We start from the raw sequence: 18,325 nt of genomic DNA on the forward strand, positions 1-18,325 counted from the left end.
AAATGATAATTTTTACTTTTATTTACTTCTAAACCTTTACTGGTTACCGACGCTTAGCAACCTATTTAACTCATCACATACAATTTCATGAAATAGCAGATACTAACGACTAGCAAACATCAGAATAATGCGAGAAAGAAGATCGAAAATATCTCTCAAGCTATTTTCAAAGAATGGTGCAAAGGTATACATTTCCAACGCCAAAGCGCCCATACCTACCGTCAGCGTCAGCGGAAAACCAATGACGAAAATAGAAAGCTGTGGTGTAAGACGGTTAAGCAAACCCAACGTAAAGTTGATCGCTAATAACAGCGTAACAATCGGTAAACCGAGCATTAATCCGTGTTTGAAAATCAACCCTGCACTTTGTGCCAAGAAGAAAAAACCCTCACTATTCAATGTACTGCCACCTATTGGCAAAACCACAAAACTTTCATTAATAATGGTTAATAGCCATAGGTGCCCATTGAGAGAGAGAAAAAGTAACGTGGCCAGCAGGTTTAATATCCTGGCAATCACCGGCATGTTCTGTCCGCCGGATGGGTCAAAAAATGTGGCGAACGATAGCCCCATTTGCAGCCCCATAATTTCACCGGCGGTTCTCACCATAACAAAAATAAGCTGTACGGTGATGCCCATTGCCGCACCGATAATCAGTTGCTGTGCAGCTAATCCGATACCACTCCAAGCGAAAATAATATGATGACTGTCAGGCAAGTTTTGGCTAATTAAAAATGCAATGATTAACGCCAAACCCACTTTAGTTTTTTTATTTATTTCGGTGGCACTAAAAATGGGGGCCGTCGTGAACAGCGCTAAGATTCTTAGCGCTGGCCAAAAGACATGGCTAATTTGGGAATAGAGACTATCAACGGAAATGGGCAGCATAATTACCCGATGATATACGGTAAGTTGCTAAATAGTGTCCGCATATAATCGAGGAAAATACTTAGCATCCACGGCCCAAGCATAATCGTCACCAAAATAATGGCTAGAATTTTTGGGATAAAAGAAAGGGTCATTTCATTAATTTGCGTAGACGCCTGAAGAATACTGATGATTAAGCCCGTAAACAGGGCAGCCATCAGTAACGGTGTCGCAATCATCAGGCCAACTTTCACCGCCTGAAACCCCATCGCCATTACGCTTTCTGGTGTCATAATTTATTCTGCTCAGCTAAAAAAGCTTTGGGCAAGCGAGCCCATCAACAGCCCCCAGCCATCGACTAGGACAAACAGCATCAGCTTGAACGGCAAAGAAATTGTCGCAGGCGGCAACATCATCATCCCCAGCGCCATCAGCACACTAGCAACCACCAAGTCGATTATCAGGAACGGAATAAATACCGTAAAACCAAGCTGGAACCCTGTTTTCAGTTCGCTGGTGACAAAGGCGGGAAGCAGAATACGCATAGGAACATCATCGGGCGTGGCAAAATTCTCGGCCTTCGCTAGGCGTGAATAGAGAGCTAAATCCGATTCACGCGTTTGCTGCAACATAAAGGTACGCATCGGCCCCGCCGCTTTTTCCAGCGCGGTTTCCATACTGATCTTATCTTCGGATAACGGCAGCCAGGCATCGTTGTACACCTGATTGAATACCGGCGACATCACATAGAAGGTTAAAAACAGCGCCAGCCCAAGCAACACCTGATTCGGTGGAGTGGAAGGCGTACCCAGTGCGTTTCGTAACAACCCCAGCACGATGATGATGCGGGTAAAACCGGTCATCATCAGCAATACGGCGGGTAAAAACGTCAATGAGGTGAGCAGCACCAGAGTTTGTAACGGCAGCGACCAGTTTTCACCGTTCCCAGAACGCGAGATCAATAAATCGCTGTTCGCGGCCCAAGCCTCGTGTACCGGAGCCAGCAAGCCTAAACCCAGCAGCGCCGCGAGGGATAAAGTCGTCCAACGACGCACGCTCATTGTGGCGACTCCGGTTTGCGTTTTTTCAGCATATTCAGCAATACGTTCTGGAAATCACCGGACAACGGCGAGCTAGCCACTTCGTCACTGTCGCTTTGCTTGTTCAGCGTGGCAAGGCAGTTGATATTGGTGGGTGTGACGCCAAGGAGAAACCATTTATCGTCGGCTTCAACAATCACTACGCGCTCACGCTGCCCCAGCGACTGGCTGCATTTAACCGTTAGCAGCGCCGATGATTTACCGCCCTGAGTGCGGAATCCGGCACGGCGGGCAACCCAAGCGATCGCGGCAATCAACAGCAATACCAGAGCCAGCGAGCCTCCGACATTGAAGAGAATGGAACCCGGCGTACCTGAGTCGATCGTTGAGGGCGTGGTTTGGATAGCGGTTGTATTCTGCGGATTCATTATCTGCTCAAACGGTGCATACGTTCAGACGGCGTAATAATGTCTGTAATACGAATACCGAACTTGTCCGATACAACCACAACTTCGCCCTGAGCAATCAAATAACCATTGATCAAAATATCCAGCGGCTCACCGGCCAAACCTTCTAGTGCAACGACCGAACCCTGGCTTAAGCGCAGTAATTCTTTAATGGTCATTTTAGTTCGGCCTAATTCCACGGTCATTTTAACCGGGATATCCAGAATTAAATCCAGATCCTGAGATAGATGTGCAGCTAGGTGATCATGTGCGCTAAGCGGCGCCGCGCCATTATTCTCAGCCGACTGCTGCTCGTTCATGGCATCGCCCCACAGATCGTCTATGGATTGTTTGTCAGCGTCAGATGATGGTGTGGTGTCACTCATTAGGTACTACTCCTTTTTAAAATTCGCTAAAGTGGTGCTTTTGATGCGTTCTACTTTAAGGGCGTACTGATTATTCACACTGCCATATTTACCCGACAACACTGGCACACCATCAATAAATGCCTCGAGGGTATCTGGCTTATCAATTGGAATAATATCGCCTGCTTTAAGTTTGAGAACACGTGACAGCCGGGTATTAATCTCTGCAAAGTTAGCAACCATTTCTAATTCGGTATTCCGTACCTGATCAACCAAGATATTATGCCACTGAGCATCTTCTTGCTTTGAATTCTCTACCGGCGGATTCGTCAGTAATTCACGTAGAGGCTCAATGATACTAAAGGGTATACAAATATCGAACTCACCAACATGGGCACCAATTTCCACCGAGAACGGTGTCGTTACAACAATGTCATTTGGTGATGAAGTTATATTGGTAAATTTAACCTGCACTTCCGAACGGACATATTCTGTTTTCAGTTTGTAAACTGAACTCCAGCCATAGTCATATGCCTCCAGTGCCATCGAGAGAATACGTTCGATAATGCGCTGTTCAGTCGGCGTAAATTCACGCCCATCGGCTTTTGTTGGAAAACGACCGTCACCACCAAATAGGCTGTCAACGGCCATGAATACCAAATTAGGCGAGAACACAAACAGCGCAGTGCCTCGTAACGGATTCATGTGCACGAGATTTAGGTTGGTCGGCACCGACAGGTTTCGTGCAAACTCGTGGTAAGGCTGAATTTTAATATTGCCAGCGGTAATATCCGGGCTACGACGTAGCAAGTTAAACAACCCGATACGGAACTGGCGTGCAAAGCGCTCGTTGATAATTTCCAGAGACTGCAGACGATCACGAATTACGCGGCGCTGAATATTAGGATCGTAAGGCTTAATTCCTTCATCCAGCGTAGAATATTCGACCTTATCCTCGCTTTCGCTATTACTTCCGCCGTTCAGCAGGCGATCAATTTCCGCCTGTGACAATATACTATCAGACATAGAATTTACCGTAGGATGAATGCGTTATATAGAACATCAGTAACGCCTGCACTGTGATTAGCTGCAAGAGGCTGGTTGACAGCATCTTTAATTTTTATCGTCAGGTGTTGTTTGCCTTCATCGGTAGATAAAACGTCAAATGTTTGCTGCGAGAAAAGCATTAATAAGCGGCTGCGAATTTCAGGTAAAAACTTTTCGACTAACGCTTTTGCGTCATCATCTTTCACCCGCAGAGTTAAACCAATATAAAGAACACGATCGGGCTGACGAGCCACAGGTTTAAGACTGACGGTAAACGTATCTAATGGGATATACATAGGAACAGCGACGACAACTTTTTTAACTTCTCCCGCGCCATCATCTTTTTTCATTTTATTCATTTCATAAAACGTATAACCCGCCATACCGCAAGCACCGACGACCAGCAGCATGAGAAGAAAAATAACTAAAGTGTTCTTTTTCCCAGAACCAGCGTCATTTTTATTCCTTTTTGACATTATGCAAACCCTTGTAAAAAAACTATGGTCCTGAAACAGACTACCCGAATGAGGGGGGGTATTCTATTACAGACAGACACTGGGACAATTCAGTGAATAAGTGAAATTAGTGACGGCAAGCGGACGAATAAAATTAATCATCAGGCAAATGTATTTATTCCGCTATTGAGTCGAATAACCGGGGAATGAACCTCTCGATCATCCTCTGCAACGTGTCGGTCATCAGATATTTTATCGTCACGAGAGGCTTGCCCATGCGCCTCGTTATAGTGCGAGGAACCGTCCCACGACTGTGTTGAGTCGCTGCCCACGCTGCCCGCATTGAGGTTAATGCCCGACTCGGCAAGTGATGTCCGTAATTGTGGCATTGCCGCTTCCAGCACCGCACGAACCTGATGGTTTTCACTAACAAAGTGCAAGTTTGCCTGATCGCTGTTCATACGCAGGTTAATTTTTATCACGCCAAGTTCCGCCGGATTTAAGCGTATTTCAGCGTTATGAATTCCGTTACGCGTGAACATGCTGACCTGCTGGCTTAATGCCTGCTGCCAAGCGGGAGAGCCCAGTTCCTGTGTTAACACCGGTGCTGGCACCGTAGTCACCGGGGTCGCCGTCGCATGAGACGCCTGTTGCATCGTCGGTGCGGTATGGGTGACGCTCGTTACAGGCACAAACGATGAGGAGCGCTCGCCGGTTGCCGCAGGCATGTCGACAGGTTTAAACATCGTAGCCAGCGGCTCAGACTCTTCAACTTTCGTCGGAACCAATAAAGCAGCGGGTTCAGCCTCTTCTTTATTATTCGGGATCACAACCTGTGACACGTTTTTAGCCAGCGCCGCAGCGGTAGGGGGGCCGCCAGCGCCCGCACGGGTATTCTGTCGGGTGGTAAACATCGCCTGAGTGATCTCCGACAGCGCGGTTTTCCTTCCCTCGACATCAGTAACAGCCATGGCGGTTTCCTGTCCGGCAGCGGGGAGCTCCTGTCCAGCAGCGGCGGTATCCACCTGCATCACGAGGTTTTGCAAATGCGCCAGCCGTGAATCAACAGGCAACGTTGGGAGGTCAATCTGCCCCACGGTAGGATCTTCACTACCCTCCTGCAGCGGTTTACCCGGCAGCTCGCTAGGCAACGTGATCATGTCTTCAGGTAACGCAGGCAGCACATTTACCAGAGCATCTTCCGGCAACGGGGCGGGCTGGGCCGTGGTTTCGTGATGTGCCGGTTTGCGGGACGGTTTCATCTGCCCTTCAAGCAAAGAGGCAAAATCACCGCCAGCTTCGGCCCCGGATGCAGGCTGATTCGCCGTCGCCTTTCCGGCCGTTGGCAGTGATAAAATATTGGTTATCATAAAACTTTCTTCCCTAGACTGGCGCGCTGCGCAAACTCATCCATCAATTTTTGTTCCTGACGGTTCTCTTTCAGAGTCCGTACCTCTTCTGCTCGGCTTTTTAGCGTGTCAAACGAGTTCAAACGCTGCTTATCGCTGCGCCAAGACGACAGGGCTAAATCCACCGATTTCTTGCACTGCGTGACATGCCCTGTGTGCTGAAACACCACTTTGCCAAGCGAATCAATAAACGACTGATGGTTCACCCAGTCGACCACCGAAATGCCTTTATTGGCCATGTTTGATTGCAGGGTCTGCTGGTACTCCAGCTCATACGCTTCCAGCTGTTCGAGCTGCGTCACCGCACGTGAGTAATCCTGCTGTACTTTTCCCAGATGGCTGGTCGTGTCGTCGAGTTTCTGCTGAGCAAGGTCGCGTAACACATCCATCGGGCTGATCGTGGCCATGTATTCATCTCCCTCTTAGGGTTTGGGGCACGAAGAAAAGATCTTTTCCAGTTGCTCGGTAGAATCTTCGTAGCCGCAGTTTTCGTGAATAGACTGCTGGAGGAAAGCTTCAAGCTCTGGGTAAAGGGCAATGGCTTTATCCAGAAGAGGATCGCTGCCTGCGGCATAGGCTCCGACGCTGATAAGGTCACGGTTACGTTGATACGCAGAAAGTAACTGTTTGAAGTTTTGGACTTTTCGATAATGCTCTTCGTCGATAAGCTCCGTCATCGCACGGCTGATGGATGCTTCAATATCGATAGCCGGATAATGCCCCGACTCCGCCAGACGGCGCGAAAGCACAATGTGGCCATCCAGAATGGCACGTGCGGAGTCAGCGATCGGATCTTGTTGATCGTCCCCTTCCGTCAGCACGGTATAAAAAGCAGTGATCGAGCCGCCCCCTTTCTCGCCGTTACCGGTACGTTCCACCAGCGCGGGCAGCTTCGCAAATACGGAAGGCGGATAGCCTTTGGTGGCAGGTGGCTCACCGATGGCCAACGCGATTTCACGCTGCGCCATCGCATAGCGGGTCAGGGAATCCATAATCAACAGGACGTTCATGCCGCGTTCGCGAAAATCCTCTGCAATACGCGTGGCATAGACCGCCCCTTGCATACGTAAAACCGGAGAAACATCCGCCGGAGCCGCAACCACCACGGAACGACTTAGACCTTCTTTGCCGAGGATATTATCGATAAAGTCTTTTACTTCACGCCCGCGTTCACCGATCAGCCCAACGACAATCACATCGGCTTTGGTGTAACGCGCCATCATGCCCAGCAGGACGCTTTTACCTACGCCGGAACCGGCAAACAGGCCCATACGCTGACCGCGTCCGACGGTAAGCAGGCCATTGATCGCCCGCACGCCCACATCCAGCACATTTTTAATCGGATCGCGCGCCAGTGGGTTCATCGGAGCGGTAAATAAAGTGTCACGGTGCTGATGGCTAGGGGCAGGAAGCCCATCCAACGGTCGGGCGCTCGCATCAAGAACGCGGCCCAGAAGCTCCGGTCCGAGCGGCAACTGCTTGCCTTGTCTCAGCCCGACACCGCTTTCCAGTGCGTAAACCCGAGCGCCGGGTAAAATGCCGTCGACGTTCTCAAGCGGCATCAGATAAAGCACCTGACCGTTAAACCCCACCACTTCACTTTCAACTTTGGCAATGCTGGTGCCGGTATCTCGCTCGACAATGCACAAGGTGCCAATTGGCAAGCGCAGGCCAATGGCCTCCATCACCAGACCCGCCGCGCGAGTCAGTTTGCCGTAATGTCGGCTAGGCTGAAGTGTGGTAATTTTTTGTTCTTGGCTGTCGATAGATTCCAGCCATTTTTTCAGGCGAGCTGCCATCAGAGATAGTCCTCTCTGGTTATCTGGCAAAGCTCTTCCCAACGTGTAGTCACCGTAGCGTCAATTTCACCTTCCACCGAGGTGATCCGGCAGCCGCCCGGTAAAATATCGTCATCGCCGCGCAGCTCCCAGCCCAGTGAATCTAAGGTGGAGCGAAGATGTTCCGCCACCAGCGCCAAGTCGTCTTCACTTACCCAAAGCTGAACTTCACCTTTAAGCAGGCTCTCTTCTTTGAGCAGCTGTTTAATCTTCTCCAGCAGGATGGTGTTGTCATAGGCAATGGTTTTCCCCACGATAGAGCGCGCCGCCGAAAGAGAAAGCTGTACCAACCGCGATGGGATCACGCTATCGAGATTATCCAGCGCCGTTTTAAACGTCTCAAACAGATTGGTCATGCGGGTAACGGTTTGGTTCTGCTGTTGCAGCGCCTGCGCCAGGCCCTCTTTTTTACCGAGCGCCAGCCCTTCCTGATACCCCTGCTGCTTGCCTTCTTCCAAGCCACGAGCCTGCCCCTGAGCAAACCCTTTTTGTTCCGCCTGCTGGCGAATACGCGCCAACTCCGCCTGCAGTAACTCATCGGACTGATAGTTGCTTTCCGGCGCAATCGGTTCTGCGACGGTCAGTTCTACCGGATTAAAATCGTTCAGTAGATCCTGAGGCTGCCAGCTTTTCCACTGTAGCGTTTTATCAGACATAGATATCTTCCCCGCCACCCAACACAATCTCGCCGCTTTCCGCTAAACGACGAACAATCAACAGGATGTTTTTCTGTTCGCCTTCGACCTGAGACATACGTACCGGGCCACGGGAGTTGAGGTCTTCCAGCATGATATCCGCCTGACGTCTCGACATATTGCGGAAGAACTTGTCGCGTAGCGGCTGATCCGAACCTTTCAGGGCGACGATCAGCATCTCGTTATCAATTTCTTGCAAGATACGCTGAATGCTGCGGTCTTCCATTTCGATGAGGTTTTCGAACAGGAACATTTCATCAATAATTTTCTGTGCCAGCTCGTTGTCAAATTCACGTACCGCTTCAATGGCAGCATCTTCCTGCTGCGATTTCATCAGGTTGAGAATTTCAGCCGCAGGACGAACACCACCCATTTTGCTGCGTTTGAGGTTTTGGCCGTGAAGCAGATTGTTCAGCACTTCCGTCAGTTCATGAAGTGCTGCTGGCTGTACACCACCAAAGGTGGCGATACGCAGCATAATGTCGTTGCGCTCGCGTTCGTCGAATTTCGCCAGTACATCGGCAGCCTGATTGCGCTTCAGATGCACCAAGATAGTGGCAATAATCTGCGGGTGCTCTTCGCGGATAAGGTCGAAAACGGCCTGCGCATCCATAAAGTTGAGCGCTTCAATACCGCTGTTCCCATCTTCCACATCCAGCAAGTCTTCAAGTAGGCTCGCCGCACGCTCTTCGCCCATCGCTTTAACCAGCACGCTGCGCAGGTATTCGTTGGTATTAAGGTTGAGTGCAGCCACTTCGCTGAAGTCGTTTTGAAACTCACCCAGCACGCTGGAAAGCTGCTCATAGGTAAAGCCACTCATGCTGATCATCGCGGTACTGATTTGGGTCACTTCGCGGGTAGAGAGGTGTTTAAACACCTCCGCTGCCCGTTCGTCACCCAACGTCAACATGACGACGGCGCTTTTCTCTGAGGCATTCATTCTGCTTTCAGTTCCTTATTCAACCATTGGCGCATAACAAGCGCGATTGTCTGCGGATCTTTTTCTGCCATTTCACGCAGATTCTGCGAACCGACTTCCGTATCCACTCGCGCCTGAGCTTTCGCTTTTGCGCTGCTCTCATTCTTACGAACCAGTTCATCAATCTTGGCTTGGCGTGCTTCTTTCTCCAGTTCAAGGCGCTGTAATGCCAGTTCCTGATGACGTAGCCAAGCTGGCTGCACAGCTTTGCGCCACAACATGAAGGCGACAATACCAATCAGCAAATAACGGATGATGGCGAAGAACAGGTCGATCATTTCCGGCTGCTTCCACAGCGGCGGGCTTATCTCATCATCAGCAGTGCTGAAGGCTGAGTTCACGATGTTGAGCGTGTCACCGCGCGCTTCGGAATAGCCAATCGCTTCTTTCACCAGAGCGTTGACCTGCGCCATCTGATCTTTGGTTAACGGCACCAGCGCACCGTCTTTATCCTGCAAATGGTTGATAACCACCGCCACGGATAAGCGCTCGATGCTGCCGGTGCTGCGCTTAATGTGCGTCAGCGTGCGATCCAGCTCATAGTTGGTGGTCGCGTCTTTATTCGAGTTGAACGGGATAGTCGTGGCCGGTGCATTCGTTGCCGCCGGAGTATTACCCGCGCCCGCCGCTGGCTGATTTCCAGCCGGTGGGGTTGCCGTCCCTGCAGGTTGCGTCAGAGGGGCCGCCGCCGGTGTCGGTGGCTGATTGCTTAATGCGCCTGGGACACCACCGACACTGCTCGCGCCGCCCTGTTGCGCATCGCTAGTCTGACGGCTGCGAATCGACATTTTTTCCGGAGCGGAGTTCGGCTGGAACTGCTCGGCTGTTTGTTCATGGGTGGTGAAGTCAATCTGTGCGGTCACCTGCGCATGCACGTTCTGGCTGCCAACAATCGGTGTCAGAATGGCCTGAATACGGCGCTGGAAATCGGTTTCGACTTCGCTGGTATATTTCAAGCGCGACGTCTGCTGCACCTGATCACCTTTTTGCGACAGCAGACGCCCGGTCTGATCGACAATGGTGACATGGTCGGCATTCAGGCCCGGAACCGCGCTAGAGATGAGATAAGAAATGGCGCTCACCTGCCCCGCATCCATAGTGCGGCCATTATCCAAATGGACAGTCACGGAGGCGGTCGGCTGCTTTTCTTCACGCACAAATAATGACGGTTTCGGCATCGCAAGATGCACACGCGCACTGCGCACAGAACCGATGGTTTCAATGGTTCGTGAAAGCTCGCCTTCAAGTGCACGCTGGAAGTTCACTTGCTCACTGAATTGGCTGATACCAAACTTTTCTTGGTCCAGCAATTCAAAACCAATCGCTCCGCCTTTTGGCAAACCCTGCTGGGCAAGCTGTAAACGCGCTTCATAGACTTTATCGGCAGGAACCATAATGGCACCGCCACGTTCATCAAAGCGATATGGCACATTCATCTGTGTTAACTGAGTGACAATAGCGCCGCCATCCTGATCGCTGATATTACTAAACAGCACACGATAGCTTGGCGATTGAATCCACAAAGTGAATGCAACAATAATTGAAATAGCTGCCGCCGCAGAAACAGCTAACGCTATTTTAGGATTGGCACGAATGCGCTCAAAAGCAGTCATAACATTCGTTATATTATTTTTTTAATACCGTTCGTGGTGGCATTCATGCCGTAGTCCTGTAAAAAAATGACGCAATGTGGACGCAATATTGCGAATAAGCATTCCGGTTTGGTTTTCACAGAAAATGCTGCGGCGAGATATCTCACCCACTGATGTTTCAACCGCGCATTATAGGGTATGAGAGGATATTCTTAACCTCCAATAAGCTGAAACTTCTGTCGACTTATTAGTTTATTTCGAACTTGCAGTGCCGTGATAAACTAATACTAACAAGGGAAATACAGCCAGCAGATTATTGCTGGAAAATAATAGGATTATTAATGTCTATTCAATCAATGGGTGGCATTCTGGAACAGATTCAGTTTCAGGCGCAACAGATTTCCGCCACCGGCAATAGCAACCCACTAAAACCCGCACAAAGTAATAGCGATTCAGTTTTATTCTCCTCACTATTATTTGACAGCATCAATAATATTAATGATGTTCGCAGTACAGCCAGAACGCAGGCTCAGGATTATATTAAGGGCACATCAGATATCGGCCTGAACGATGTTATGGTTTCGATGCAAAAGTCATCTATTGCGCTCAATCTGGGCATCCAGGTACGTAATAAAATGGTCAGTGCTTACCAAGAAATCATGAACATGGCGGTATAACCGAGAATCCTGCATTCATTATCAGGCTTCACAACGCTAATCCCGCATTGCCCACGGGGCAACAGCAATATTAATAACACTATTTTTCATATGCAGTGCATGCGCATCGTATGAGCATGACAAGGCGATCATAAATATCGCCTGGATGTAATATCCATATATGAGTATTGGGTGCGACAAAATTAAAATGACAAGCAACAAACTACGCATTCAGTCTGGAATTTCTGATAAAGAACTAGAGACCGTTAGCCAACTTATTTACCAACGTGCAGGAATAGTTCTTTCTGTACAGAAGCGTGACATGGTTTACAACCGCCTGTCGCGCCGTTTGCGTGATCAGGGAATATCGACTTTCAGCGAGTATTTGAACGACCTGAAAACCAACCCGAATAGCAATGAATGGCAATCATTTATTAATGCATTGACCACTAATTTGACCTCCTTTTTTAGAGAGTCATACCATTTCCCTATTTTGGCGGAGCACGCACGCCAGCGTAAAGCGGGTTATAAAATATGGTGTACTGCGGCATCGACCGGAGAAGAGCCCATTTCTGCCGCTATTACGTTGAATGAAACCTTGGGTAAAAGTATGAGTGGCCCACGGATCTGGGCCACGGATATTGACACCGAAGTTCTCTCAAAAGGCATGGCCGGTGTTTATCGCTTATCCGATATAGATAATTTAAGCGCTGAGCAAAAAAGAAATTACTTTATGCGCGGCACAGGCACGCAAGAAAACCGGGTAAAAGTCAGAAAGGAACTGCTCGATTCTATCCATTATGAGCAGCTCAACCTGCTGAGTTCGAACTGGGATGTTCCGGCGCCGTTTGACGCTATTTTTTGTCGCAATGTCATGATCTATTTTGATCAAAAGACTCAGGAACACTTACTGAAGCGCTTCGCTAGCCTTCTCAAACCTGGCGGGCTTTTATTTACTGGTCACTCAGAACATTTTGGCCCTATGAACGGGGCATTCCGCCTGCTTGGCCAGTCGGTATATGTTCTGTCTCAGGAGAAATAATGCGCAAGATTAAAGTCCTCTGTGTTGATGATTCTGCACTGATCCGCAACATCATGACTGATATCGTTAATCAACAGCCCGATATGGAAATGGTGGCTACCGCACCCGATCCCATTATCGCCAGGGATTTGATTAAACGCCTTAACCCGGACGTGTTGACGCTTGACGTTGAAATGCCACGCATGGACGGGCTGGACTTCCTTGATCGCCTGATGCGCCTGCGTCCAATGCCGGTCGTGATGGTGTCATCTCTGACCGGTAAAGGGGTCAGAGATCACCCTGACCGCCCTAGAAATCGGTGCCGTCGACTTCGTCACCAAACCGCAGGTGGGTTTGCGGGAAGGCATGGAAAAGTATGCCGAGCTGATTGCCGAGAAAATTCGCACAGCCGCAGTGGCTCAGGTTTATCGTCGCAGCAGCCATACTCCCCAGCCCAAAGCAATCACCAGCCCGCTGGTTGGCAGTGAAAAAATCTTCGCTATTGGTTCTTCCACCGGAGGAACCGAAGCGCTGCGCCAAGTGCTGGTGCCGATGCCACGAACCTGCCCGGGCGTCATCATCACTCAGCATATGCCGCCGGGCTTCACCCGTTCCTTCGCCGAACGCCTCAACAAGCTGTGTGAAATTTCAGTGAAAGAAGCCGAAGACGGCGATCGCGTCCTGCCGGGGCATGCCTATATCGCCCCCGGTGCGCGCCATATGGAACTGGTGCGTAACGGCGCCAACTACCAAATCAAGCTTACCGATGCTCCCCCTGTTAACCGCCATCGTCCGTCAGTCGACGTGCTGTTTAAATCCGTGGCGCTTAGCGCGGGGAAAAATGCCGTCGGAACCATCCTTACTGGTATGGGCAACGATGGCGCTCAGGGGATGCTCGACTTACGCAAAGCGGGAGCACACACCATTGCGCAAAGCGAAAAAACTTGCGTGGTCTTTGGGATGCCCAGAGAAGCCATTCTCTTAAATGCGGCGGTGGAAGTAGTCGATTTGAACGACATCACCCAGCACATGTTGAACGGCGTGACCGGACAGGCGCGCCGTATTTAATTTGACGTTTCATTACTCCCCCTGCGGGGACATACACAATCAGGAATAAACATGGCAGACAAGAATTTGCGTTTTTTAGTCGTTGATGACTTCGCTACCATGCGTCGCATCGTGCGTAATCTGTTAAAAGACTTAGGTTTCAATAAAGTAGATGAAGCGGAAGATGGTCAAAATGCACTGACCCTACTGCGTGAGTCGACCTTCGACTTTGTCATTACTGACTGGAACATGCCACACATGGACGGTCTTGAGCTGCTATCTGAGATCCGCAAAGATCCGAACCTGAGCAAATTGCCGGTGTTGATGGTCACTGCCGAAGCGAAGAAAGAAAACATTATTGCCGCCGCTCAGGCTGGTGCTAGCGGATATGTGGTGAAGCCATTTACCGCCGCCACGCTGGAAGAAAAGCTGGGCAAAATATTTGAAAAGCTTGGGTGGTAAATCATGGACGATAAAAGTAGCAATCCCGGAGCACAGAATTTTCAGGAAATCTTCTCCCGCATTGGGCATCTGACCCGTTTGCTGCGCGACAGCATGACAAATCTGGGCCTCGACCAGATCATCATGGATGCCGCCGAAGCCATTCCCGATGCCCGTGACCGCCTCTCTTACGTGGTGGGGAAAACCTCGCAGGCGGCCGAGTGTGCCTTAACCTGCGTGGAAGTCGCCCGCCCGCTTCAGGATTCACTGAGCAAACAGTCCACCGAACTGACTCAACGCTGGGATGAGTGGTTTGAAAACCCAATCGAACTGCCGATGGCAAAGGAACTGGTGGAAAACACCCGTAGCTTCCTGCGAGAGACGCCCAATATGGCGGCAAAAACCAACGAGCAGCTCATGGAAATCATGATGGCACAGGATTTCCAAGATCTGACCGGACAGGTTATCCAGCGCATGATGCACCTTATCGAGAACATCGAGAAAGAGCTGTTCCATGTCCTGATCGACAACATGCCAGAGAAACAAGCTCAGGCAGTGGAAGCGACAAAAGCGCCGCAGTTAAAGAATGGTCCGCAAATTGATCAGGAAGGCGCTGGTGTTGTCGCCACACAAGGTCAGGTTGACGATCTTCTTGAAAGCCTAGGCTTTTAATCTCTTGGTCGCATGATGAAAGCCGATGTCTGAAGAGAGTGATGTAGAAAAAACTGAGGAGCCCACACCCCAGCGACGAGAGAAAGCACGTGAAGAGGGACAAATTCCCCGTTCAAAAGAGCTGACCTCGTTGCTGATGCTGTTAGTGGGCTGGAGCCTGATCCTGTTTGGCGGAGATGTCGTCGCGCGTAAGCTGGCGCTGGTTCTGCAAAACGGTCTGAGCTTTGACCGGATGATTATCCTCGATACCACGTCGATGATCCGCCAGTTACGCCATCTATTGCTGATGGCGGCCACCTCGGTTTTGCCGATTTTACTTGGTCTGTTTCTTACCGGCATATCCGCCCCTGCGATCCTCGGGGGCATTCAGCTAAGCGGTAAATCGTTCAAGTTCGATATGAAGCGTATCAACCCGTTGCCGGGCCTTAAGCGAATGGTTGGCGCGCAGCTCGTCTCTGAACTGATCAAAGGTCTTCTCAAAGTGGTACTGGTGGGTATCGCCAGCGGGCTGTTTATCTGGAGCAACAAATCCCGTTTTATCGCCCTCGGTCACGGCTCGCTGGCCGATGGTCTGGGGGATACACGTGACCTGATTTCAGGCTGTCTGTTAATCGTGATTATGTCCCTGTTCCCGATGGTCGCTTACGACGTTTTTTATCAGATTTTCAGCAACTTGAAGAAAATGCGCATGAGTCGCCAAGAAATTCGTGATGAATTTAAACAAAGCGAAGGCGACCCGCACATCAAAAACCGAATTAAGCAGTTACAGCGTGCAGCTGCCAGCCAACGCATGATGGCCGATGTACCGACTGCCGACGTCATCATCAATAACCCGACGCACTACTCCGTCGCCCTGAGCTACAAGGAAGGTGGCACCGCAGCACCGATTGTCGTGGCAAAAGGTGCAGGAGAGGTCGCGCGGCGCATTCGAGAAATTGCACAAGAACACAATGTTCCCATGCTCGAGGCGCCCCCCCCTTGCGCGTGCGCTCTATCGCCACTGTGAAATTGGTCAGCCGATTCCTGCCGATCTCTACAGCGCAGTTGCTGAAGTCCTCGCCTGGGTTTATGGCCTGCGACGCTGGCGACTCGGTGGCGGTATTGTTCCTAAAAAACCTGAAAATCTTCCGGTGCCTGCGGCTCTGGATTTTGCACAAGAGAGTAAAGAGTAATGTCCAATTACGCCGAAAAATTGCGTATCCCCAATCTGAAAGAGACGCAGTGGCAAATACTGGCAGGGCCGGTATTGATCATGCTGATTCTGGCCATGATGGTACTGCCATTGCCTGCGTTTCTGCTCGACCTGCTTTTTACGTTTAATATCGTTCTCTCGCTGATGATCTTGCTGGTGGCGATGTTCACCCAAAAGACGCTTGAGTTCTCGGCCTTCCCGACGATCCTGCTGTTTTCAACCCTATTACGTCTGGCGCTTAACATCGCCTCCACGCGTATTATTTTGATGGATGGTCACACCGGAGCAAGCGCCGCCGGTAAAGTGGTTGAGGCATTTGGTCACTTCTTGGTGGGCGGTAACTTCGCGATTGGTATCGTGGTCTTCGCCATTCTTATCATCATCAACTTTATGGTTATCACCAAAGGTGCAGGACGTATCGCCGAAGTTGGTGCACGCTTCGTCCTCGATGGGATGCCAGGTAAACAGATGGCGATCGACGCCGATCTAAATGCCGGTCTGATTGGGGAAGACGAAGCAAAGCGTCGTCGTAGCGATGTAACCCAAGAGTCTGACTTCTACGGTTCAATGGACGGTGCCAGTAAATTCGTGCGCGGCGATGCCATTGCGGGTCTGCTGATCATGGCGGTAAACGTCATCGGCGGCTTGTTGATCGGGATGCTGCAACATGATTTGTCTTTCGGTGCTGCCGCAGAAACCTACACGATTCTGACCATCGGTGATGGTCTGGTCGCTCAGATCCCTGCCCTGATTATTTCAACGGCGGCGGGTGTTATCGTGACCCGTGTCTCCACCGAGCAAGATGTCGGTGAACAGATGGTCAGCCAGCTGTTCAACAACCCACGCGTAATGGTGCTTTCTGCCGCGATTATTGGCCTGCTGGGGATGATCCCCGGAATGCCAAACTTTGTGTTCCTGCTGTTTACCTGTTCGCTGCTGGGGATTGCCTGGTGGATGCGTGGTAAAGAGTTAGAAGAACAGGGCTCGGGCGGCACACAGTCGAAAGAAGGTAAAGCCGCCGCGAAAGCGCAGGCCGATGCGACGAAAGTCAGCGAAGCCTCATGGTCTGATGTGCAGATGGAAGATGTGCTCGGTCTGGAAGTGGGCTATCGACTGATCTCGATGGTGGATAACGAGCAGAGCGGTGAGCTGCTGACCCGTATTCGTGGCATTCGTAAAAAATTCGCTCAGGAGATGGGCTTTTTACCTCCCGCCGTGCATATCCGCGACAACCTTGATCTGTCGCCGACCCGCTACCGTATTCTGCTGAAAGGGGTAGAAATTGGCAGCGGTGAAACCATGCCGGAACGCTGGATGGCAATCAACCCCGGCTGTGCCGAAGGTGAGCTGCCGGGTACGCCGTGTCGCGAACCCGCATTCGGTCTGCCGGCGATCTGGATTGATGAAGTGATGCGTGAACAGGCGCAGATCCTCGGCTATACGGTAGTGGATCCGAGTTCGGTGATCGCCACCCATCTTAATCACCTGATCGCCACCCATACCGATGAGCTGTTTGGTCGTCAGGAAACGCAGCTGCTGCTGGATCGCTTAGCGAAAGATATGCCGAAGCTGGTGGAGGGTCTGATCCCCGACCTTATTTCGCTCACGACTTTCCATAAAGTGCTGCAAAACCTGCTGGCGGAAAGGATCTCCATTCGCGACATGCGCACCATTGTCGATACGCTGGCCGAGTTTGCCGCAGTGCAAACTGATCCGGACGAGTTAACCGCCCAGACGCGTATTCGCCTCGGCCGAGCAATCACCCAGCAGTGGTTCCCTGGCACCGATGAAATTCAGGTGATCGGCATGGATCTCAATTTGGAAAGGTTGATGATTCAGGCAAGTCAGAACGGCAGCGCGATTGAACCCGGCATTGCCGAGAATATTATTCGTCAGACGGAGAAAGCGCTGATGCAGCAGGAAACGCTGGGCGCACCGCCTGTGCTGCTGGTCAATCAGCCGCTGCGGATGATGCTTTCTCGCTTCCTGCGCCGTATTTATCCTCAGCTGGTGGTGTTGTCGAATCTGGAAATCAGCAATAACCGCACCGTGCGTATGACGTCGATGATTGGGGGTCAGGAGTAATGAAGTCTGGCGTTCTAATAGCGATGCTGCTGGCTTTTCCGCTGACGGCAGGTGCAATCAGCGGTTCATGGAGCCAAACGGCGGCAAGCGGCGTGATTAGCGTCGGGAAACAAGCGGTGCCCGGCTCACGGTTAGCGCCGTCCGGCAGCATCCCGGCGTCAGCGACGGTGACGCAAATTTCATGGCGTATCACACTGCTTTCTCCACAGCCGCCGGGGCTGCAAATCAAGTTATGCACTGCCACAGCCTGCTTCGCGCTGGACAGCCTTTCAGGGCAAAAACGGTTCACCACAGCAATTTCCGCACAAGGCCCGTTCCGGTTTGTCTATGCCGTGGCACATCGTGGGCAGGTTGTGCCCCCTGTGCGGGTGGTGAGCAATCAGTTAACGGTGAATTATCGCTAATACCCTCTCGAAAAAAGAGTCACTCTGATTATCTGCCAGAGTGACTCTTTTTTTTCGCGGGGAATATACGGAAA

Annotated in this window: 18 protein-coding genes and 3 pseudogenes; 8 read left to right on the forward strand and 13 right to left on the reverse strand. The window is 50.9% G+C overall.

Annotation, left to right across the window (positions count from 1 at the left end):
• Positions 1-102: 102 nt before the first annotated feature.
• The 13 genes and pseudogenes from fliR to fliF form a co-directional block, all read right to left on the reverse strand.
• The gene (fliR, locus tag DSM2777_RS22310; RefSeq protein ID WP_046459202.1) at positions 103-888 is read right to left on the reverse strand and encodes a flagellar biosynthetic protein FliR; all 786 of its coding nucleotides are present in this window, start codon (positions 886-888) and stop codon (positions 103-105) included.
• Positions 889-890: 2 nt separating this feature from the next.
• A complete protein-coding gene (gene fliQ, locus DSM2777_RS22315; RefSeq protein ID WP_046459203.1) occupies positions 891-1,160 on the reverse strand; it encodes a flagellar biosynthesis protein FliQ in 270 nt (89 codons plus the stop codon).
• 12 nt (positions 1,161-1,172) lie between these two features.
• Positions 1,173-1,922, reverse strand: coding sequence for a flagellar type III secretion system pore protein FliP (fliP, locus tag DSM2777_RS22320; protein ID WP_130985530.1), 750 nt, complete (start codon positions 1,920-1,922; stop codon positions 1,173-1,175).
• A 2-nt stretch (positions 1,923-1,924) separates the two neighbouring features.
• Positions 1,925-2,335, reverse strand: coding sequence for a flagellar biosynthetic protein FliO (gene fliO, locus DSM2777_RS22325; protein ID WP_061555180.1), 411 nt, complete (start codon positions 2,333-2,335; stop codon positions 1,925-1,927).
• Positions 2,335-2,739, reverse strand: a complete 405-nt coding sequence (gene fliN, locus DSM2777_RS22330) for a flagellar motor switch protein FliN (RefSeq protein WP_046459206.1) — start codon at positions 2,737-2,739, stop codon at positions 2,335-2,337. The genes fliO and fliN overlap by 1 nt, the downstream gene beginning before the upstream one ends.
• Before the next feature lie 6 nt (positions 2,740-2,745).
• Positions 2,746-3,744 (reverse strand): flagellar motor switch protein FliM, encoded by a 999-nt coding sequence (gene fliM / locus DSM2777_RS22335; protein WP_061555181.1) that lies wholly within the window; start codon positions 3,742-3,744, stop codon positions 2,746-2,748.
• 5 nt (positions 3,745-3,749) lie between these two features.
• A complete protein-coding gene (gene fliL / locus DSM2777_RS22340; protein WP_061555182.1) occupies positions 3,750-4,241 on the reverse strand; it encodes a flagellar basal body-associated protein FliL in 492 nt (163 codons plus the stop codon).
• 140 nt (positions 4,242-4,381) lie between these two features.
• Entirely contained in the window at positions 4,382-5,590 is a 1,209-nt protein-coding gene (locus DSM2777_RS22345) for a flagellar hook-length control protein FliK (protein WP_061555183.1), read from the reverse strand.
• Positions 5,587-6,036, reverse strand: coding sequence for a flagellar export protein FliJ (fliJ, locus tag DSM2777_RS22350; RefSeq protein ID WP_064645391.1), 450 nt, complete (start codon positions 6,034-6,036; stop codon positions 5,587-5,589). The genes DSM2777_RS22345 and fliJ overlap by 4 nt, the downstream gene beginning before the upstream one ends.
• Positions 6,037-6,051: 15 nt before the next feature.
• The gene (fliI, locus tag DSM2777_RS22355; RefSeq protein WP_046459210.1) at positions 6,052-7,428 is read right to left on the reverse strand and encodes a flagellar protein export ATPase FliI; all 1,377 of its coding nucleotides are present in this window, start codon (positions 7,426-7,428) and stop codon (positions 6,052-6,054) included.
• On the reverse strand, positions 7,428-8,123 hold the full coding sequence (locus DSM2777_RS22360) for a flagellar assembly protein FliH (RefSeq protein ID WP_064645392.1): 696 nt from the start codon (positions 8,121-8,123) through the stop codon (positions 7,428-7,430). The genes fliI and DSM2777_RS22360 overlap by 1 nt, the downstream gene beginning before the upstream one ends.
• A complete protein-coding gene (gene fliG, locus DSM2777_RS22365; protein WP_061555184.1) occupies positions 8,116-9,102 on the reverse strand; it encodes a flagellar motor switch protein FliG in 987 nt (328 codons plus the stop codon). Before fliG ends, DSM2777_RS22360 begins: the two co-directional genes overlap by 8 nt.
• Positions 9,099-10,801, reverse strand: a pseudogene (gene fliF, locus DSM2777_RS22370) (flagellar basal-body MS-ring/collar protein FliF). Before fliF ends, fliG begins: the two are co-directional and overlap by 4 nt.
• 273 nt (positions 10,802-11,074) lie before the next feature.
• Here fliF and fliE point away from each other — a divergent pair.
• The 8 genes and pseudogenes from fliE (at position 11,075) to DSM2777_RS22410 (ending at position 18,251) form a co-directional block, all read left to right on the forward strand.
• The gene (gene fliE / locus DSM2777_RS22375; RefSeq protein WP_061555186.1) at positions 11,075-11,410 is read left to right on the forward strand and encodes a flagellar hook-basal body complex protein FliE; all 336 of its coding nucleotides are present in this window, start codon (positions 11,075-11,077) and stop codon (positions 11,408-11,410) included.
• Between the two features lie 187 nt (positions 11,411-11,597).
• Complete coding sequence (locus tag DSM2777_RS22380; protein WP_046459221.1) at positions 11,598-12,431, forward strand: CheR family methyltransferase; 834 nt, start codon at positions 11,598-11,600, stop codon at positions 12,429-12,431.
• Positions 12,431-13,478 (forward strand): annotated as a pseudogene (locus DSM2777_RS22385) (protein-glutamate methylesterase/protein-glutamine glutaminase). The gene DSM2777_RS22380 and the pseudogene DSM2777_RS22385 overlap by 1 nt, the downstream one beginning before the upstream one ends.
• A gap of 51 nt (positions 13,479-13,529) precedes the next feature.
• Positions 13,530-13,919: a chemotaxis response regulator CheY gene (gene cheY, locus DSM2777_RS22390; protein WP_061555187.1), complete on the forward strand. Its 390-nt coding sequence runs from the start codon at positions 13,530-13,532 to the stop codon at positions 13,917-13,919.
• Between the two features lie 3 nt (positions 13,920-13,922).
• Positions 13,923-14,570: a protein phosphatase CheZ gene (cheZ, locus tag DSM2777_RS22395; RefSeq protein WP_046459404.1), complete on the forward strand. Its 648-nt coding sequence runs from the start codon at positions 13,923-13,925 to the stop codon at positions 14,568-14,570.
• A gap of 25 nt (positions 14,571-14,595) precedes the next feature.
• A pseudogene (gene flhB / locus DSM2777_RS22400) lies at positions 14,596-15,742 on the forward strand (flagellar biosynthesis protein FlhB).
• A complete protein-coding gene (gene flhA, locus DSM2777_RS22405) occupies positions 15,742-17,847 on the forward strand; it encodes a flagellar biosynthesis protein FlhA (protein ID WP_046459402.1) in 2,106 nt (701 codons plus the stop codon). The pseudogene flhB and the gene flhA overlap by 1 nt, the downstream one beginning before the upstream one ends.
• Entirely contained in the window at positions 17,847-18,251 is a 405-nt protein-coding gene (locus DSM2777_RS22410) for a flagellar protein FlhE (protein WP_064645394.1), read from the forward strand. The genes flhA and DSM2777_RS22410 overlap by 1 nt, the downstream gene beginning before the upstream one ends.
• The last annotated feature ends 74 nt before the right edge of the window (positions 18,252-18,325 follow it).

This window comes from Obesumbacterium proteus, from assembly GCF_001586165.1.
Lineage (GTDB): Bacteria > Pseudomonadota > Gammaproteobacteria > Enterobacterales > Enterobacteriaceae > Hafnia > Hafnia protea.

Excerpts from the sequence above, each read along its gene's own strand:
- cheZ (WP_046459404.1), top strand. The coding sequence starts at position 13,923 with ATGGACGATAAAAGTAGCAATCCCGGAGCACAGAATTTTCAGGAAATC.
- fliJ (WP_064645391.1), bottom strand. The coding sequence starts at position 6,036 with ATGGCCACGATCAGCCCGATGGATGTGTTACGCGACCTTGCTCAGCAG.
- fliG (WP_061555184.1), bottom strand. The coding sequence starts at position 9,102 with ATGAATGCCTCAGAGAAAAGCGCCGTCGTCATGTTGACGTTGGGTGAC.
- DSM2777_RS22345 (WP_061555183.1), bottom strand. The coding sequence starts at position 5,590 with ATGATAACCAATATTTTATCACTGCCAACGGCCGGAAAGGCGACGGCG.
- fliM (WP_061555181.1), bottom strand. The coding sequence starts at position 3,744 with ATGTCTGATAGTATATTGTCACAGGCGGAAATTGATCGCCTGCTGAAC.
- DSM2777_RS22360 (WP_064645392.1), bottom strand. The coding sequence starts at position 8,123 with ATGTCTGATAAAACGCTACAGTGGAAAAGCTGGCAGCCTCAGGATCTA.
- fliN (WP_046459206.1), bottom strand. The coding sequence starts at position 2,739 with ATGAGTGACACCACACCATCATCTGACGCTGACAAACAATCCATAGAC.
- fliQ (WP_046459203.1), bottom strand. The coding sequence starts at position 1,160 with ATGACACCAGAAAGCGTAATGGCGATGGGGTTTCAGGCGGTGAAAGTT.
- fliO (WP_061555180.1), bottom strand. The coding sequence starts at position 2,335 with ATGAATCCGCAGAATACAACCGCTATCCAAACCACGCCCTCAACGATC.
- fliI (WP_046459210.1), bottom strand. The coding sequence starts at position 7,428 with ATGGCAGCTCGCCTGAAAAAATGGCTGGAATCTATCGACAGCCAAGAA.
- DSM2777_RS22380 (WP_046459221.1), top strand. The coding sequence starts at position 11,598 with ATGACAAGCAACAAACTACGCATTCAGTCTGGAATTTCTGATAAAGAA.
- cheY (WP_061555187.1), top strand. The coding sequence starts at position 13,530 with ATGGCAGACAAGAATTTGCGTTTTTTAGTCGTTGATGACTTCGCTACC.
- fliR (WP_046459202.1), bottom strand. The coding sequence starts at position 888 with ATGCTGCCCATTTCCGTTGATAGTCTCTATTCCCAAATTAGCCATGTC.
- flhA (WP_046459402.1), top strand. The coding sequence starts at position 15,742 with ATGTCCAATTACGCCGAAAAATTGCGTATCCCCAATCTGAAAGAGACG.
- fliL (WP_061555182.1), bottom strand. The coding sequence starts at position 4,241 with ATGTCAAAAAGGAATAAAAATGACGCTGGTTCTGGGAAAAAGAACACT.
- DSM2777_RS22410 (WP_064645394.1), top strand. The coding sequence starts at position 17,847 with ATGAAGTCTGGCGTTCTAATAGCGATGCTGCTGGCTTTTCCGCTGACG.
- fliE (WP_061555186.1), top strand. The coding sequence starts at position 11,075 with ATGTCTATTCAATCAATGGGTGGCATTCTGGAACAGATTCAGTTTCAG.